Here is an 18484-nt window from a genome sequence, read left to right on the forward strand (position 1 = left end):
CCTGCGATGAACTTGGGATCGTTTTTGAAAGTTCCTCACAACTTTCCCAAGCTTCGACCGACAACAATCCTCACGCCATCCTTTCCAACGACCAAGCACCCGACAATGGCATCCGAACCGACACTCGACTTTGACGCATTGCTCGCACCGATTTCGGATGATACACCTGCCGGTGAATACTTGCGGCGAAGCGATTTCGAACGATTTCAAAACGCCAAGGACGCACGGAACGAGGCCGTCGGTGCGGAACGTAAGATGCGTGAGTTCGCGCTCTTTAGCGAAGCCGACTTGGCCGAACTCGACGCCCAAGGCCAAGGTGTCGAATCTCCTAGTCCGCCTGACTGGCGAACCGTGCATCGGCAATGCACCGAAATTCTTGCCAGCCATTCAAAAGACCTTTGGGTCGCGACGTGGTTGATCGAAGCTAACACGCGACTGCACGGCATCGTCGGTGCTCGTGACGGTTTTAAGTACGTTTCAGAAATGTGCGAGCAGTACTGGGACGGAATCAACCCGCCCTTCGATGAAGACGAAGGTTACGCGGAAACGGTCTCACAACTCACCAGTTTGAACGGCATGGAAGGCCCGGGGACGCTGATCGCGCCTTTGGAAGAAGTGGAACTCGTCCCAGGTTATGGCGCGTTGACCTTCGTCGCCTATCGTGAGGCGACCGAGCGAGGTGGCGGCGAAACGACTGAAGGCGATTTTCTAAACGCGGTTCGTCAGGTCGACTTGGAGACGCTGCGATCCCATGAAGAGGATATCGCCGAGGCGATCGCCGAATATTCGCGGATGTGCGGAATTTTGGAATCGAAATGTCAGAGTGACGAGCACGAAGACTGCACGCCGCCGAGCAGTCAAATTCGCCGGGCTCTCGAAGCACTGCAGCAGTCCTTCGCCACGCTGACACGTAACTTGCTCAGCGATGGCGGCGGTGAAGTCGCCGCCGGCGGTTCAGACGAAGGATCCCCCACCGGCATCGCCAGCCCGAGCGCGCCATCGGTCGATATTGCCCAAGCTCAGGTCAACAACCGCGAAGACGCGTTTCGAATGCTGATGAAAGCGAGCGAATTTTTTCGCAAAACGGAACCTCATTCGCCGGTCAGCTACATGCTTCAGCAAGCGGTCGAGTTTGGGCGGATGGACTTGCCGACCTTGCTGCAAACCTTGATTCGCGACGACGACGTCCTCAAGAATTTTTCCGAACGCGTCGGCGTCCCGGTCAAAGAGGACTCGTACGATGATGATTAAACGTTAATTTTCGCTAGTTTCTTGCTCGCTGCGTCTTAGCGAAAGGTTGTCTCACCCTGAGTGGTGATTTACAACCGATACCGTTGAGTTCCCGTTTCGCAGGCAAGGATTTGGCAAGGGAATGTTCCATTTTTGTGATCCGCAATTGCGTCTGGAGATTTTGAGATGGCTGAAAGCCAACAGCAAAAGCTAAATCGCGTCCGTAAGCCTCGCGTGCATATAACCTATGAGGTCGAGACCGAAGGGGCACAGGTCGTCAAAGAATTACCCTTCGTCGTCGGCGTGATGGGAGACTTTTCGGGTGACCCAACTTCGAAACTAAAGCCGCTAAAAGATCGCAAGTTCATCCAAATCGATCGTGATAACTTCAACGACGTGCTACAACGGATGACCCCCGGCTTGAATATGCGTGTCGAGAACACGCTTGCCGGCGACGGCAGCGAAATGTCGGTCAATCTCGATTTTCAATCGATGGACGACTTCGAGCCGGCCAACATCGTCGAAAAAGTCGACCCGCTGAAAAAGCTGATGGAAACGCGCGACAAATTGCGCGACTTGGCGACCAAAATCGACCGCAGCGATGACCTGGAAAACGTGCTCGAGCAAGTGCTCACCAATAGCGAACAACTGAAGAAACTCTCTGGCGAACTTGGTGTCGATGCGAACGACGAAGAGCAGTGAGCCAAACGGTTGATTGGATCCTAACAGAGATACGGGTGTGATTGTTTAGCCGACGGGCGTTTGTCCCGGTCGCCGGAAACACATCGCCGCAGACACGTTGTCACAAACGCCATGCGGCTTACCCTGAAATCAAAACGGAACGCAGGACGATCAAGCGACGCTTCAAGTAAGCAAGTAAAGCCAAAGGCCTGGCGAAGAACCAACGGTCGACGCCATTGACCATCCCAACACGAACATTCCATTATCGATTCAAGGAGTCCCCTGGCCATGAGTTCCGGTGAGACCGAAAGCCAACCAGAACAGCAAGCCGAAGCGACCGCCGATGCGGGTAGCAGTTTGTTGGAATCTGCCATCGCGGCGACAAAGAAGACCGAACGATCGCGTGCCGAAGAACTGATCAAGACGCTGACCGAAGAAGCGCTCAAAGGAACCGTCTCGTTCGATAAAGACGTGATGCGTTCGATCAATGCCGCCATCGCCGGCATCGATAAAAAGATGAGCGAGCAATTGGCCGCGATCATGCATAACGAGAAATTCCAAAAGCTGGAAGGATCGTGGCGTGGCCTGCAACACTTGGTAATGAACAGCGAAACCGGTGAATCGCTGAAGATCCGTGTGCTCAACTGCGGCAAGCGTGAGCTGTTTAAAGACATGGACCGGGCCGTCGAGTTCGACCAAAGTCAGTTGTTCAAGAAAATTTATGAAGATGAATTCGGCACCCCCGGCGGCGCACCTTATGGCGCCTTGATCGGTGACTACGAATTCACCAACCACCCCGAAGACATCGACTTGATGTCCAAAGTCAGCGGAGTTGCCGCTTCGGCGTTCTGCCCGTTTATATCGGCGACCGCCCCACAACTGTTCGGCTTCGACGAATGGACCGAACTTTCCAAGCCACGTGATATGGCGAGGATCTTTGAAAGCGCCGAATACACGAAGTGGAAGTCCTTCCGCGAAAGCGAAGACAGCCGCTTTTGTGTCCTGACGATGCCACGGACTTTGGCACGTTTGCCCTACGGGGCGAACACCAAAACCATCGACGAGTTCGCCTACGAAGAGGTCCCCGTCGGTAGCCAAGGCGAATCGGTCCATGTCAACCATGACCAATTCTGCTGGATGAATACCGCGTACGTGATGGGAGCAAAGCTGACCGACGCGTTCGCCAAAACCGGATTCTGCACGACAATCCGCGGAGTCGAAAACGGCGGTAAGGTCGAAGACCTGCCGACCTATATTTTCAAGGCCGACGACGGCGACACGGACTTGAAGTGTCCCACCGAAATCGCGATCACCGATCGCCGTGAAAAAGAACTCAGCGACCTCGGATTCCTTCCCCTCTGTCACTTCAAGAACACAGATTATTCGGTCTTCTTCGGCGCTCAGACGTGCCAGAAGCCGAAACAATACGATCGCCCCGAAGCGACCGCGAACGCGGCGATCAGCGCCCGTTTGCCGTACATCATGGCGACCAGCCGATTCTCGCATTACTTGAAAGTTCTTGGACGCGACAAGATCGGCTCGTTCATGGAAGCGAGTGACTGCGAAGCATGGCTTGATCGCTGGATTCACAACTATGTGACCAGTGATCCGAACCCGCCCTCGGACGTTCGCGCCCGCTATCCGCTGGCCGAAGCTCGCGTCGAAGTCAAGGAGATCCCGGGCAAACCGGGGTCGTACAATGCCGTCGCGTGGATGCGTCCTTGGTTGCAAATGGAAGAACTGACGACCAGCATGCGGATGGTTGCCAGTATTCCAAAGCTTGGCGGCTGATCGCGTTTCATAGAAACGCAACGCAAGCCTGATCATCACATCACGGCGATGTTTTTGCTTTGTCACCGAAAGCATCGCCGTGGTTGTTCGATGATCCCTTCCCGATCGTCTCGTTTCGGTAATCCAGCATGTCTTCCGCCGAACTACCGAAACCCGCTCCCGCGTCAGTTGCATCCGCGAGGTCATCGCATGCCCCCGGCGGACTGGCGTCTAGTTTTCTCGATCGCGTCTTAGAACAACCGGTCGACAAATCGGCCGAAATAAAATCCGCCGGCGCTGCGCCGCTCGATCAATTCCTCCGTGCCTCGACAGTCGGCGATGCACTGAATGATTGGTTCGGGCAAGGCTGGCAATCTGATTCACGGTTTGCCGATCGCGAACACGTCTTGCGACGACTCTCTGCCGACATCGCGCAGATCGATCAATTACTGAACGATCAGGTCAACAAGATTCTGCACCACCCGCGATTTCAAAAGCTGGAATCGTCTTGGCGAGGACTGGAATTCCTGGTCAACCGCGCGGAAATCGAAAGTGACCCGATGATCAAAATTCGTGTCCTGACGGCACGTTGGAAAGAGCTGGAAAAAGATTTCGAACGCAGCGTCGAATTCGATCAAAGTACGGTCTTTAAGAAAGTCTATGAAGACGAGTTCGGTTCACCCGGTGGCGAGCCTTTCGGCGTACTGGTGGGAGACTATGACATTCATCCGCGCGTCTCGCCGGAACGAACGACCGATGACCTGTTCGTGCTTCGTTCGCTTGCCGGCGTCGCCGCCAGTTCGTTCTGTCCGATCTTGATGGCGGCCAGCCCCGCGTTGTTAGACTTGGAATCGTTTGGTGATTTACAAGTCACACGCGATCATGCGTCGCGACTGTCTCGTCCAGACTACCTCAAGTGGAACGCGATCCGAGACGACGAAGATTCGCGATTCTTAGGGATGGTGTTGCCGCGAATCCTGATGCGTGGCCCCTATCAAGACGACGGCAGCCGCGTCGATCGTTTTATGTTCCAAGAAGACGTCAGCCACCCAAGCGGCGACGATTACTTATGGGGCAATCCGGCATACGCGTACGTGTCAGTATTGATGCGGTCGTTTGCCAATAGTGGTTGGCTTGCCGACATCCGTGGATTGCGTCAAAACGTCGAAGGCGGTGGCTTGGTGTCTGATCTGCCGGCCCTTTCGTTTCCGACCGATTCGAAAGGCGTCATCCCTCGTCCGATCACCGAAATCGCAGTCAGCGATTCTCTGGAACGACAGCTCAGCGAACTCGGGCTATTGCCGATCTGCGATTGCAAGGACACACCGATGGCGGTGTTCGCCAGTGGCCAGTCGCTACAGCGTGCGAAGGTCTTCGACACCAACGAGGCAACGACCAATGCGAAAATCAGTGCGATGTTGCCGTACATCCTGACCGTTTCACGATTCGCGCATTATGTCAAAGTGATCGCCCGAACTAAAACGGGATCGTTCGCGACCGCCGAAGACCTACAGCGGATGCTACACGATTGGATCATCGAATACGTCACCGCCGACCGCGAAGCGAGCGCTGATGTGAAAAGCCGCAAACCACTGCGTGAGGCTTCGATCACCGTCCAGCCAGACCCGGGAAAGCCCGGGGCTTTTTATTGTATGATGCGTCTGGCACCGCATTATGAACTGGACGAAATGGTCGGTAGCATCCGATTACAAACTCGAATCGGTCGCTCATAGCGGCGGTCAACAACGTTGAATCATCGACCTCTCGTCTTAACCACCACGGAATCTTTTCATGACATCGTCTCCAATGGAGTTGTACGAAGCCGGGAAACTGGACGAAGCGATGGAGGCATCGTTGCAATTGGTGAAGTCGAAACCGGCAGACGTTGGGCTGCGGTTTCAATTGGCCGAACTTTCATGCATCGCAGGAAACCTCGATCGGGCCGACAAGCAACTCGATACCGTTTCTAACCAAGACGCCCAAGCGGCGATCGGTGCCGCGCTATTGCGGCAGCTCGTTCGAGCAGAACTCGCGCGGCGAGAGTGTTTTTTCGAAGGCCGCGTACCGGAATTTCTGGGCGACCCGTCTCCCCGATTGAAGGCATCGCTGGAAGCCCTCACCGCATACCGCGGCGGTGACATCGAAGGGGCGGCCAAGACGCTCGCGCCGTTTGCCGACGCACCGATCCTCAATCAGCCCATCGAGGTCAACGGAGCTGAGGTTGACGACATTCGCGACCTCGATGACTTGCTCGCCCCGGTACTGGAAGTCTACACGTCGACGGGAAAGTACTTCTGGGTCGATTGGAATCAAATCCTAAACCTGGAATTACGTGCTCCCGAACGTCCGTTTGATTTGCTTTGGCGACAAGCGACCTTGTCGATCGAATCGGGCCCGGACGGTGAGGTTTATGTACCGGCAATCTACCTCGAACCGAACCAAGATTCACAGCCCGACGCAAACTTACGGCTAGGACGCGGTACCGACTGGTTCGACACCGAACAAGGAATTGTCCGAGGCCGAGGGCAGCGAATGCTACTGGCCGGTGACAGTGACTTGCCGATCATGGAACTTAAAACAATTCGCCGCGAAGACTGACCCGATCAAACATGTCCCGAGTTCCCAATGACCGTCCGTTGATTCCCAGTGTTCTTGATCGATTGATCGATTTGGAACCGCACCAAAAGACAGAGGTGCCGATGAATCGAACGCAGATCCTCTCCCAGATGAAGGAAAGCGTGGGACGCGACCTACAAGCGTTACTCAACACACGGTGCCGGGCGACGTCTTGGCCGGCAGACCTAAAGGAACTCGATCGATCCGTGTTTGCGTATGGAATTCCCGATTGCGTTGGCATCAGTACCGGATCGCGCGAACAGCAGGAAATGCTTCGTAAGCTAATGGTCCGTGCGATCGACGTCTTCGAACCACGGTTAACGAAAGTTCGCGTTCAACTTGCCGATACGAATGATCCAACCGACCGGGCACTTCGATTTCGGATCGACGCGATGCTGAAAGTCAATCCGGCTCCTGAACCGGTGGTCTACGACAGTGAATTGGATGCCACCAGCGGTGACTTCATGGTCAAAGGAGTGCGTCGATGACCGATCGATTATTGCCGTACTACAACCAAGAATTGCAATTCTTACGTCGCTTCGGTTCTGAATTTGCGAAGCAACATCCCAAGATCGCAGCCCGATTGCGATTGGGAGACGACTTAAGCGAAGACCCACACGTTTCACGAATCATCGAGTCATTCGCGTTGCTCTCGGCGCGGACTCGGTTGAAATTGGATGACGATTTCCCTGAAATCACGCACGCGCTGCTGGGCGTGCTCTATCCGCACTACCTCGCACCGATTCCGTCGACGGCGGTGGTCGAATTCAACCTCGATCCTCGGCAGGCGGACTTGGTCGCGGGATATGAAATCGAAGCCGGCGGTGCGATCGAAACCGAATCGACCGAAGACGGCGTCTGCCAATTTCGAACGGCGTATCCCGTCAAGCTGTTCCCGATCAAGGTCGCCGCCGCATCGTACAAGGGCCAACCGTTTCAAAGTCCGTCCAGCCCGTTACTCCCCAAAGCAGAAGCGGCGATTCACTTGACGCTGCAAACGTTTCGCGAATCGGTCCGTTTTGAAATGATAGAGCTTGACTCGTTACGATTTTTCATTCGCGGCATTTCACACGCCGCGATGGATCTCTACGAGCTAATACACAACGATACGCTTGAAATTCTGATCGCAAAGTCGGCGAACGATCCGAATCCGATCCGCCTGTCGAAAGACAACTTGGGAGTGATCGGGTTCGAACCGGGCGAATGCTTGTTTCCCGAGGAGCCTCGGACGTTCAGCGGATATCGATTGCTGACGGAATACTTTGCCGCTCCCGAGAAATTCATGTTTTTCGACGTCCGCGGCATCGATCGAGAACAACTCGCCGGTTATGGCGAGTCGTTGCACGTGTTCTTGTTGCTCAAACGTCACGTCGGTTCGGTTGAGCAGTTTGTCGAACCGGAAACGATCCGCCTGGGTTGTACGCCGATGGTGAACCTGTTCGAACATCGCTGCGAACCGATTCGGGTCGGTCATGCCAGCCACGAATATCACGTCGTTGCGGACGCCCGACAGCCGCGTGCATTCGAAGTCCATTCGATCCAAAGCGTTCGCGCGATTGACTCTGAACAACCCGATCGAGAATTTCATCCGTTCTATTCGATCCGGCATGCAGGCGAACAACGCGATCGTCGTGGCTTTTTCCATACGCACCGGCGACGCAGCGACCAAAGCGGCGGTGTCCAAGAATCCGCGAGTGAAGTTTATTTGTCGCTGGTCGATTTAGATTTCAATCCGGACGAAAACGACGGAACTGTTTTGGACATTCGTGCCTTGTGCACTAGTCGTAATCTTCCGCAACGATTGGAATTTGGTGGGGGGCGACCATCGTTGACGTTAGTCAAAGGTGGACCGCTATTGCCACCGAAATGCGTGACTCAGCCGCGCGTCCCGTTGCGTCCGCCACTGGAAAAAGGCACCTACTGGCGATTGATCAGCCACCTTTCCCTGGGACATGTTTCGCTGTTCGATGGCCGCGACGGTGCTAGCGCGATTCGTGAGATCCTGGGGCTCTACGAATTCATCGGGAAAGGCGATTCCCAGCAGCGAATCGATTCGATCCGCTCGGTGATTAGCCAACCGAGTGTCGCACGCTGCAAAGCCCCGACGGGTGGACTTTCGATGTGCCGCGGCCTCGATTTGGAATTCACCATCGACGAAGAAAAACTCAGTAGTGGCGGGGCGTATTTGCTGGGCAGCATCTTGGAACGGTTCGTCGCCCTGTACGCCTCGATCAATTCTTTTACCCGAACGACACTGCGCAGCAGTCTACGAGAACAGGAAATCGCTAAATGGCCGGCGCGGTCGGGAAGACAAGAATTTCTGTAAAGCAACGCTTGATGCGTGAACCCTACAAGTTCACGTTTTTCCAAGCCGTGCGATTGCTGCTTGCCGCTCCTTCGGCAACCCGTTCCGATGCGCACTCACAACATCAGCCTGCCGGCCCGAAACGTGCCGGACGGATCGGAACGGTCAGCAACATCAATGAAGAACCCGTTCGGTTTCAAGTTCAACCGGCGCTTCGATTTGCCCCCAGCGAAGTTATTTCGGTCAACCCACATCAGGATGCCGAAACGGACAAAGTGACTGAGGGTTTGGTCGAGATGCTGGTCAGTTTTTGGGGTTTAACCGGCCCCGCGGGAGCGTTGCCGACCCAGTACACACAACTGGTGATCGATCGCGTTCACGCCAAAGACCAGGCGATGCGCAGTTTCTTTGACATGTTTTCGCATCGTCAACTTTCGTTCTTCTATCGAGCTTGGGAGAAGTATTCGTTAGCGGCAGGCTACGAAACGAGTGCGCAGCGGCAACGTCCCGAGGCCGATTTGATCCGCGAAACACTCCTCTCGATCGTTGGCAGGGGAACCGATCAAGTCCGCGACCGTTTGCAGGTCACCGATGATGCATTGATCTATTACGGTGGCGTCTTCAACGATCGCCCGACCGCCGAATCGCTACGCGCGATCGTATCAGACTATCTCGGCTTACCCGCCAAAGTGCTGTCGATGTTCGGCCAATGGCTGGTGCTGCCCCCGGCGGAGTGCTCACGACTTGGAAGTACGGGCGCCCACTGCATCGTTGGGTTAGATACGATTTTGGGCGGCAGGACATGGGACCCGGGATCCAAGTTTCGAATCCAGATCGGTCCGGTACGATTCAAAGACTTCACGCGTCTACTACCGACCGGACAAACGCTGCCCCAGGTATGTCAGTTTATCCGGAGCTATGTCGGGATGGAGTTTGACTTCGATTTGCAAGTCATCCTGATGGCCGACGAGATACCGGCATGTCGCTTTGTCGCTTCCGGATCAACGCAGGACGGTTCGTCCGCACCGCACTTGGGGTGGAATACATGGCTTTGCAGTCGCCCCCCAACTCATGATAGTGCCGATGCCGTCTTCCACCACGATGGGACACCGACGCGGTAACCTATCGACATACAAATCATTCGGTAATTCAGCTTTCCTCTCTACCTACATCATTTTGCAAACTTATGGCACAGATCAACTTAAAAGAACTGGTTGGCAAGCTGAACGACACCTGCCGCGGGGCGTTGGAATCGGCCGCAGGGCTGTGCCTTTCGAGGACCAACTACAACATTGAAATCGAACATTGGCTACTCAAGCTTCTCGAGAACGACCGATCAGACCTTGTGATCGCCTGTAAAACATCCGGCGTCGACCTCAGCAGTTTGCAAGCCGATTTGAACAAAGCGATCGATAAGTTCAAAACCGGAAACGGCCGACCACCGGCACTGTCGCCCAATATCGTCGATCTCGTTCGTGAAGCTTGGTTGTTCGCATCGGTCGATCATGGAGCCGCGAAGGTTCGTAGTGGTCACTTGCTGGTGGCGCTATTAAAATCAAGCACTTTGCGATCGATCGCACGCGATGCCTCGGGCGAGTTCGATTCGATCAACGGAGATGGGTTGACCCAAGACTTCGCAACGGTCTTAAGCGATAGCGAAGAAACGCATGTTCCGATGGGAGCCGGGACCGCCGCGTCCTCGTCCTCCGGTGGCGGGTCGGCCGCGAAACCGGGCATGACTAAAACGCCGGCCCTGGATCAATTCACGATTGACCTGACCGAGCGTGCTTCGTCCGGACACATCGATCCGGTGCTCGGTCGTGATCCCGAAATTCGGCAGTTGATCGATATCTTGACACGTCGCCGCCAAAACAACCCAATCTTGACCGGTGAGGCAGGGGTCGGGAAAACCGCCGTCGTCGAAGGCTTCGCACTGCGTGTTGCCGCCGGTGATGTCCCCGAATCGATTCGCAACATTCGCATTCACACGCTCGACCTCGGCCTGCTGCAAGCGGGCGCGGGAATGAAAGGCGAGTTTGAAAATCGCTTACGCGGTGTGATCGATGAAGTCAAAAGTTCGCCGACACCGATCATCCTGTTTATCGATGAAGCTCACACGTTGATCGGCGCCGGTGGACAGGCAGGCCAAGGCGACGCCGCCAATCTGCTTAAGCCAGCTCTCGCGCGTGGCGAGTTGCGAACGATCGCGGCAACAACCTGGGCGGAGTACAAAAAGTATTTCGAAAAGGATGCCGCCCTGGCGCGTCGATTCCAAGTTGTCATCGTCAATGAACCCGATGAGCCCGTCGCGGTAGAAATGATGCGTGGCTTGGTCGGAACGTTAGAAAAGCATCATCGCGTTCGCATCATGAACGAAGCAGTTGTCGAAGCGGTGAAACTGTCGAAACGATACATCTCTGGACGACAGTTACCGGACAAAGCCGTTAGTCTTCTCGACACCGCATGTGCGCGAATCCAACTCAGCCAATCGTCCACCCCGCCGGCAATCGAAGACGCCCAGCGCCGACGCGATCAACTCGACGTGTCGATTCGGATTCTTAATCGTGAACAGCAGACCGGAGCGGATCACGGCGAAGCAATCGAAGAAGCCGAAGCCGAAAAGGTAGCCGTCGAAAGCGAACTAGAATCGCTGCAAAAGCAGTGGGACGAAGAAAAGCAACTACTCAAAACCATCGTCGACTTACGAAAGAAGCTCGACAAGGACGCGCCTGAGCATCTCGCCGCCACGATCGACGCCACAAAAGAAGAAACAACGGCCGAGGAAACCCCCGCGGCGGAATCAGATGCCTCCAACGAAGAACCAAGCGACGAACAAATCGCTCGGTGGAAGACGGAATTGGTCGCCGCCGAAGAAGAATTGCAAACGATTCAGGGCGAGCGCCCGTTACTTTTCCCTTCCGTCGATGCCGGTGCGATCGCGGAAACCGTCGCCGCATGGACGGGCATCCCGGTTGGCCGCATGGTCAGCAACGAAATCAATACCGTCCTGCGACTAAAAGAGTTGATGGAGGAATCGATCGTTGGGCAATCTCATGCCCTCGATCGGATCGCCCAAAGTATCCGAACCAGTCGCGCCGGCTTGCGAGATCCGCGAACACCGATCGGCGTGTTCCTGCTGGCAGGAACCAGCGGAGTTGGAAAAACTGAAACCGCGATCACATTGGCGAACCTGCTTTACGGCGGCGAGCAAAATATGACGACGATCAACATGTCGGAGTTTAAAGAAGAACACAAGGTCTCGCTGTTGATGGGCTCGCCCCCCGGTTACGTCGGTTACGGCGAAGGCGGGGTTCTGACCGAAGCGGTCCGTCGAAAACCGTACTCGGTGGTACTATTGGACGAAGTCGAGAAGGCGCATCCCGGCGTTCAAGATGTCTTTTATCAGGTCTTTGATAAAGGCCAGATGAAGGACGGTGAAGGTCGCGATATCGACTTTAAAAACACGGTCATCATCATGACCACCAATGCGGGAACGGACTTGATCAAAAGCCTTTGCGCCGATGATGACACGATGCCAGACCCGGATGGTTTTATCGAAGCCGTCTTTCCAGAGTTATTGAAAACGTTCAAGCCGGCGTTCTTGGGTCGCGTGAGTGTGATTCCGTATTACCCGCTGGCCGACGACGTGATGAGCCAGATCATTCGTTTAAAACTTGGCAAGGTCGGTCGCCGCGTCGTCGAAAGCTACGGAGCAACGTTCGACTACAGCGATGCGGTCGTTGATTCGATTCGAAATCGTTGTACCGAAGTTGATACAGGTGCTCGCAACATCGACCACATTCTCAACCGAACCATGCTTCCCGAACTCTCTTCGCAAGTCTTGTCCAATCTGGCCGAAGGCGAAGCGATCTCCAAAGTTTCAATTGATATGAAGGATGATCAGTTCGAGTACATCGTTTCGACAGAAGCTTAGTTGCGGTATCAACTATCGAACGCACGTTCTAAGCAGTTGAATACGAATGATTCGGCTTAGGTCATTTCCTCTTCCTGCGGGGAGGGCCGAGCGCAGCGAGGGGAGGTCGAGCGGTGAATGGCCGAACAAACTTTCGTCCCTCGGCCGCATCGAATCGCGGATCAGTGACGCCACAGTTTTAAGCACCGCCCGAGTCGACCAGTTCACCGTCGGCCAGAACGATTTGCCGACTCGCCCTGGATGCGACGGCTTCATCATGAGTGACGACAACCAACGTCGTCTGACTGGTTTCGCGTAGCGATTCTAATAATTCCAATATCGCCATTCCCGATTCACTATCGAGTGCCCCGGTGGGTTCGTCCGCCAAGATCACTTGAGGGCGGTTCGCAATTGCTCGCGCGATCGCGACGCGTTGGCATTCACCGCCAGAGAGTTGTCGGGGCAAATGGCGTCCACGGCCAGAGAGTCCAACTTGGGCGAGTAGCGAGTTGGCTGTTTCGGCGCGTTCATTCGCGGATGCCGAGGTTTCAAACATGGGAATTTGAACGTTTTCGGCGGCGGTTAAGTTCGGCAATAAATAGTATCGCTGGAACACGAATCCGACCTGCTGACGTCGATAACGATCCAGATTGGCAGTGGCCAATGATTGCCCGTCAAAGTACACCTCGCCCGCAGTCGGTCGGTCCATCCCTCCGATTAGATTCAACAAGGTTGATTTCCCGCTTCCACTTTTGCCTACAATCGAGACATGTTCGCCATGGGTAATCGCCAAACTGACGTCGTGAAGGGCATGCACGTCGCCCCGGGGAAAATAGCGTGAAACTGAATGGGTCTGCACGACGGCGTCGGTAGAGCGATCGACGGAAGCTTGCCCGGGCATTGGAAACCGACTGAAGATGGAATGGATTGAAACGATGGAAGATACCCGTCACCGCAAAACGATGCGACCGTGGATGCGAGATTTACGATCATCCGTAGTCTTCGCTTGCGTCTCGATTATCTGCTCTGCGTCCTCATCGCAGGCTCAATCGAAATTCGATGATACGTTCGTTCCACAGAGTATCACAAAGATCCCTGCCGGCATTTCGGTGACTTCGCCTAGCGAGCAATCGCCTTTCAACCGGTTAGTACTGTTAGCGAATCCCAGGCTATCGGCGGGTGATGCTAAGACCGTCAGCGACACGGTACGTGATGCGGCAACGAAATCCTCGCTAACGATCATGGCATCAGTAACGAAAACCTCGCCGGACGAATTGTCTGGCGAAGGCAATCCACCGCTTTCGCCACAAGGTGAATTCAGATTGGCGTCTGTCGGCGTTGGCTACAGCATATCGTCCGACCAAGGACGCATCATCGTCTCTGCCGACACCGCAAGTGAACTTGGCGTCTCTCTGGGGCTGATTCAAAAACAGGTGTTGCGGTCCAGCGAATCCCAACTGCAACGCGTCACGGTAGTGGGAAAGACGGACCAGATCTACGTCTTTGATGCCCCATCGATCATGCACCGCCGGGATCAGAACCGACGTTACCTGACTCGTCATTTTGTCTATCTCGATGCTAAGACTGGCGAGGGAGCGATGATGGTTTGGTTGATGGCGCCGCTCGGTCGCGAACATGGAAAGACAGCGTATCCGATCATTGATCACCCAATCCGTGTCCTGCCGTTCGAAACAGTCGAGACGCGAGACATTTTTGTCGACGCCGGCGAGTTCAATTTTTTAGGCGTCCCAAGCGAAGCAGCGTTTGGCCTCGTCGATTTACCACCGGGAAGAGACATACGCTGGTCAAAGGAAGCAGCCATGCTTGCCGGGAGCTTCTCGTATAGCCACACAGAATTGAACAAGCTTTCGATTCATCTAGCTGCATTGCTAAAGAATTCCCCCGATCCGTTGCCCCGATCACAGCCATAGTTTCAGTTACCTGAAGTTTAGCCGAACGGTGTTGACCAAGGACTCAACGGAATACCAGGTCTAACGCCGGCTTTTTTGACCAGTGAAGATCACCGGAGAGCAAATGCTTTTTTATCGCGGCATCCGTCCGTTGTTATTTTCTCTGGATCCGGAAAAGGCTCATCAACTTGGCATTCGCACCGGAAGTATCGTCCAATCGATCCCCGGCGTTCTTAGGTTCATCCGGTGCGACCCCAACGTTGACCCGATCCTTCGCGTTGCGCTCGCAGGCATCGATTTTGCAAATCCGATCGGGCTTGCCGCAGGCTTGGACAAATCGGGTGAAATCGTTCCGGCGATGCAAGCGATCGGGTTTGGACATCTCGAAATTGGTTCGATCTCGGCCCGACCGTCGAAAGGCAACCAGACTCCACGGTTGTGGCGTTTGATCGATGATGCCGCTGTACTAGTCCACTATGGGTTGCCAAATGATGGATCAGTTGTGGTGGCGAAGCGGTTGCAAGATTTGCGGAATCGCGATGCGATCAAGACACCCATCGGAGTCAATTTGGTCAACACCAATGAGCCTTCGTCAGGCCCAAGTTCTCCAGATGCGGTGATCGACGACTACCGTGAATCGGCGAAGCGATTTGCCGATGTGACCTCGTATCTGATGTTGAACCTTAGCTGCCCCAACACGATCGATGGTCGCGGTTTCTTTGAACAGTCCTCTCGTCTGGACGACTTGCTACGATCGGTGACGGAGGTGACCGGCGATGTTCCGGTATTTTTAAAGCTGTCGCCCGATTGGGAGCAGACATTGATCGCAGATCTGTTGGACATTGCGTTGCAGTACCACTCAGTCGCCGGGGTGATGTTCAATCTATCGGCGCACCGTCGCGAAGGATTAGTGTCCGCACCGTCGACTTACCAAGATCGACCGGGCGCGATCGCCGGTCGTCCAACGAAGGACTGGATGGACCGGCGAACGGCATGGCTATTTCGCCAGCTACGCGGTACTCGGCTACGGATCATTTCAGCGGGAGGGATTCAGAATGCCACCGACGCCTATCGTAGGATTCGATTGGGTGCATCGCTGGTTCAGGTTTACACCGCACTGATCTACCATGGCCCAGGTCTTGTCGCGAAGATCAATCGTGATTTAGCCGAGCGACTTCGTCGTGATGGTGTCAACCAACTTTCCGACGTCATCGGCATCGATGCGATGGAGCGCTAAAGGTTTAGGCAAGTCTGTGCGCCGTTTCGTCGGATGACAAAGGGAACAGTTCTATACGACAAGTCGTGAGGCAAACCCTTTGACATGTATACTGACGCTGACAGAGATCGCTGTCCGTCTGTTTAACCAACCGATTCCCGGTGGCATCGTCGCGCAATGTTCCCTTCGCATGGCGACACGTCATTGTCTAACCAATCCGCTTTAGCAATGCACTCCAGCATCACCGACAAAGGCCTTTCACAATTATTTCAAGCGGCAACAGATCTCGTTGCCCGTCGACTCCCAACTGGTGAAGCAGTCGCCGCGGCCATCTTGACTCAATCGCATCAGATCTACACAGGGATCTGGATTGATGCGGCGCTCGACGCCGCTGCACTCTGTGCCGAAACCGGACCGATCTGTGAAGCGCATCGGACAAATGAGGTGGTGCTCGCGTCGGTTTGCGTGATGAGAGAGTCTACCAATGGCGATATACAAGTCGTACCGGCATGCGGAATTTGCCAGGAACGACTCTCCTATTGGGGAATGGATTTGGTAGTCGGAATTCCGGGAACGAAGATCGATGGAGTCTGTGACTTTCTGCCGTTATCGGCCCTTCGCCCACACTATTGGCGTGACGTGCTTCCGAAGAAACTCCAATGATCCTTGTAGCCTTCGAGTAATATTTGCTGGGTCTGCAACCGCACAGACACGATGATGGACGAACGCAATGCGAGCATCAGCCATAAAGATGCTTGCGGAGGCGTCGGCTTTGAGTGCGTGTCATTGCTTGTCGGATCGGTACCCTATGCGATACCGCAGAACTTGAGTTTAGGATGAGCCGAACTCAACAACATTGTCTCAACGAAGCACACGGTGAACCTCACAAGCACGTCGCTGGTCGTCATCGTCGACCACTGAGCGGTGTGGCCGGAACGCAGGTGAAAAAACCATGGCAAACTTAACTAACGCCCGTGTGATCTGGTTCAAAGGCGTCTTATTCGTCCTGCTCGGGGTTCTCGCATCGGGTGTCTTGTTCACACAGCTCACAGATTTTCGCTATGTCGTCATATATGCCATCGCCATATGGGCTTTCTGCCGAGCGTACTACTTCGCGTTCTACGTCATCGAGCATTACGTTGATCCCCGCTTTCGATTCGCGGGGCTACTCGATTTCGCTCTTTATGCCGTCTTCGGGCACCGTCCCGATGAATTGCCTAAAGAGAGATCGGAAGAGAACGGCGATGGGCGAAGGTAGTGCCCGAGGATGCGAGCGGGGACACGATTGTCGCATACGCGACGGAATCATCGAGCGGATCCGTGGCTCATGTTGCGTTAGAGCGCTGACGCCTGCTTGGGCGCGAGATCTTTGATCAACCGCGTGATCAGATCGTCGACCGTGATGCCGTCAGCTTCCGCGGTGAACGTCGGGACCAGCCGGTGTCGTAAGACAGGTAGCGCGAGTGTCTGGACGTCCTCAAGGGTCACTTGGGGACGACCATGCATCAATGCGCGCGCTTTGGCGGCAAGCACTAATTGTTGGCTAGCACGTGGTCCCGGTCCCCATTCGACCAGTTCTTTTGCCCAGTCGGCGCACTGCGGATCTGAGGGACGCACCGACCGAACGGCATCGAGCACCCAGTCTTTGACGTGGGGCGGCAACGGGACGCGCCGGACGGTCCTCTGAAAGGCAATGATTTGTTCCCCGGTGACGACCGGTTTCACCTCGGCATCAAACGTTGACGTCGTACGATCGACGATCTCCGATTCTTCGTCGCGGGTGGGGTAATCGACGACGACATGGAATAAAAATCGATCGCGTTGAGCTTCTGGCAGCGGGTAGGTGCCTTCCTGCTCGATCGGGTTCTGGGTCGCGAGGACGAAGAACGGTTCCTTCAAGGAATACGTTTTACCTCCGGCGGTGACTTCGTGTTCTTGCATTGCTTCGAGAAGCGCCGCCTGTGTTTTCGGAGGCGTACGGTTAATTTCGTCGGCGAGCAGCATCTGGGTGAAGATCGGCCCACGTTCGAACAGCAATTTTCGGCGGCCCGTTTCGGGGTCTTCTTGAATGATGTCTGTTCCGGTGATATCGCCGGGCATCAAATCGGGGGTGAACTGGATCCGGTGGAAATCCAAATGCATCGATTCGGCAAGGGTCCGGATCATCAGTGTTTTGGCGAGGCCGGGGACGCCTTCGAGCAGACAATGACCACGGGACAAAATCGCAATGAGAAGTTGTTCGACGACTTCGTTTTGTCCGACGACAACCTGTGCGACTTGATGCCGAATGGCCTTGCAGGACTTCACCAGTTCGGACGCCAGTTCAGCGTCGCTGCGTGAATCACGGCCTGGATTCGAATCGCCCGAACCGGAACCGGAATGGGGGCCGCGATCGGGATTGGGAGTGTTGGATTCGATCGGCGGAGGCTGAACCATGCGGTGATCCTTCATGATGACGCGGAGGCCCGAATGAATGAATCGGACTCCGGCGTAGTAAACGACGTTTGGTGTGACGAACCTGTCCCAAAAAACGAGTGATGCCAATGCAGGCCCGATGCTATCGCTTCGTTCCAATACGATTTCAAATTAGATGATTGGCGTTAGCCAAGGCTTCGGTGCAATTACCGTTGCCAACGCCCGTCGGCTGATGAGCCGACCCCAAATAGTTGAGTCAGACGGAACATTAGCGCGTCCGGCGCACTTTTTTTGGATAAGTTCTCGGACTCATTGTAAATCGGTAACGGCGACGATGAGCCATCAAGACAGCGATCTGTGGCGTTGTTTTGGTTTAAAATCAGCGTGAAAGACGAAACCGTCGCGGACGAATGTTAACGCATGGGGAA

General features: G+C 54.9%; 15 protein-coding genes. 13 read left to right on the top strand and 2 right to left on the bottom strand.

Features of this window, described 5'->3' with window-relative positions; genetic code table 11:
- Positions 1-105: 105 nt before the first annotated feature.
- The 9 genes from tssA to tssH all read left to right on the top strand — a co-directional run bounded on the left by tssA (position 106) and on the right by tssH (position 12536).
- Complete coding sequence (tssA, locus tag FYC48_RS07055) at positions 106-1251, top strand: type VI secretion system protein TssA (RefSeq protein WP_160149372.1); 1146 nt, start codon at positions 106-108, stop codon at positions 1249-1251.
- Positions 1252-1416: 165 nt separating this feature from the next.
- Positions 1417-1932 (top strand): type VI secretion system contractile sheath small subunit, encoded by a 516-nt coding sequence (gene tssB, locus FYC48_RS07060; RefSeq protein WP_149495997.1) that lies wholly within the window; start codon positions 1417-1419, stop codon positions 1930-1932.
- A gap of 267 nt (positions 1933-2199) precedes the next feature.
- On the top strand, positions 2200-3702 hold the full coding sequence (tssC, locus tag FYC48_RS07065; RefSeq protein ID WP_149495998.1) for a type VI secretion system contractile sheath large subunit: 1503 nt from the start codon (positions 2200-2202) through the stop codon (positions 3700-3702).
- Between the two features lie 128 nt (positions 3703-3830).
- On the top strand, positions 3831-5414 hold the full coding sequence (tssC, locus tag FYC48_RS07070) for a type VI secretion system contractile sheath large subunit (RefSeq protein ID WP_149495999.1): 1584 nt from the start codon (positions 3831-3833) through the stop codon (positions 5412-5414).
- Between the two features lie 58 nt (positions 5415-5472).
- Complete coding sequence (locus FYC48_RS07075) at positions 5473-6279, top strand: type VI secretion system accessory protein TagJ (RefSeq protein WP_149496000.1); 807 nt, start codon at positions 5473-5475, stop codon at positions 6277-6279.
- A gap of 11 nt (positions 6280-6290) precedes the next feature.
- Positions 6291-6785: a type VI secretion system baseplate subunit TssE gene (tssE, locus tag FYC48_RS07080; protein WP_149496001.1), complete on the top strand. Its 495-nt coding sequence runs from the start codon at positions 6291-6293 to the stop codon at positions 6783-6785.
- Positions 6782-8623 carry a type VI secretion system baseplate subunit TssF gene (tssF, locus tag FYC48_RS07085; protein ID WP_149496002.1) on the top strand — a complete coding sequence of 614 codons (1842 nt, stop codon included), beginning with the start codon at positions 6782-6784 and terminating at the stop codon, positions 8621-8623. The genes tssE and tssF overlap by 4 nt, the downstream gene beginning before the upstream one ends.
- A gap of 11 nt (positions 8624-8634) precedes the next feature.
- Positions 8635-9723 carry a type VI secretion system baseplate subunit TssG gene (tssG, locus tag FYC48_RS07090; protein ID WP_160149373.1) on the top strand — a complete coding sequence of 363 codons (1089 nt, stop codon included), beginning with the start codon at positions 8635-8637 and terminating at the stop codon, positions 9721-9723.
- A gap of 65 nt (positions 9724-9788) precedes the next feature.
- On the top strand, positions 9789-12536 hold the full coding sequence (gene tssH / locus FYC48_RS07095; RefSeq protein ID WP_149496004.1) for a type VI secretion system ATPase TssH: 2748 nt from the start codon (positions 9789-9791) through the stop codon (positions 12534-12536).
- A 178-nt stretch (positions 12537-12714) separates the two neighbouring features.
- On the opposite strand, the gene FYC48_RS07100 is transcribed toward tssH, so the two are convergent.
- A complete protein-coding gene (locus tag FYC48_RS07100; protein ID WP_149496005.1) occupies positions 12715-13416 on the bottom strand; it encodes an ABC transporter ATP-binding protein in 702 nt (233 codons plus the stop codon).
- Between the two features lie 16 nt (positions 13417-13432).
- Between FYC48_RS07100 and FYC48_RS07105 the strand changes: the two genes are divergently transcribed.
- The 4 genes from FYC48_RS07105 to FYC48_RS07120 all read left to right on the top strand — a co-directional run bounded on the left by FYC48_RS07105 (position 13433) and on the right by FYC48_RS07120 (position 16899).
- The gene (locus FYC48_RS07105; RefSeq protein ID WP_149496006.1) at positions 13433-14446 is read left to right on the top strand and encodes a hypothetical protein; all 1014 of its coding nucleotides are present in this window, start codon (positions 13433-13435) and stop codon (positions 14444-14446) included.
- Positions 14447-14549: 103 nt separating this feature from the next.
- Positions 14550-15662: a quinone-dependent dihydroorotate dehydrogenase gene (locus FYC48_RS07110; protein ID WP_149496007.1), complete on the top strand. Its 1113-nt coding sequence runs from the start codon at positions 14550-14552 to the stop codon at positions 15660-15662.
- Positions 15663-15869: 207 nt separating this feature from the next.
- The gene (locus FYC48_RS07115; RefSeq protein ID WP_149496008.1) at positions 15870-16304 is read left to right on the top strand and encodes a cytidine/deoxycytidylate deaminase family protein; all 435 of its coding nucleotides are present in this window, start codon (positions 15870-15872) and stop codon (positions 16302-16304) included.
- Between the two features lie 289 nt (positions 16305-16593).
- Positions 16594-16899 carry a hypothetical protein gene (locus tag FYC48_RS07120; RefSeq protein ID WP_149496009.1) on the top strand — a complete coding sequence of 102 codons (306 nt, stop codon included), beginning with the start codon at positions 16594-16596 and terminating at the stop codon, positions 16897-16899.
- A gap of 77 nt (positions 16900-16976) precedes the next feature.
- Here the strand turns inward: FYC48_RS07120 and FYC48_RS07125 are convergent, their stop codons facing one another.
- Positions 16977-18092: an AAA family ATPase gene (locus FYC48_RS07125; protein WP_200836556.1), complete on the bottom strand. Its 1116-nt coding sequence runs from the start codon at positions 18090-18092 to the stop codon at positions 16977-16979.
- Positions 18093-18484 lie beyond the last annotated feature (392 nt).

This window comes from Roseiconus lacunae, assembly GCF_008312935.1.
In the GTDB taxonomy this organism is placed as follows: Bacteria; Planctomycetota; Planctomycetia; order Pirellulales; family Pirellulaceae; genus Stieleria; species Stieleria lacunae.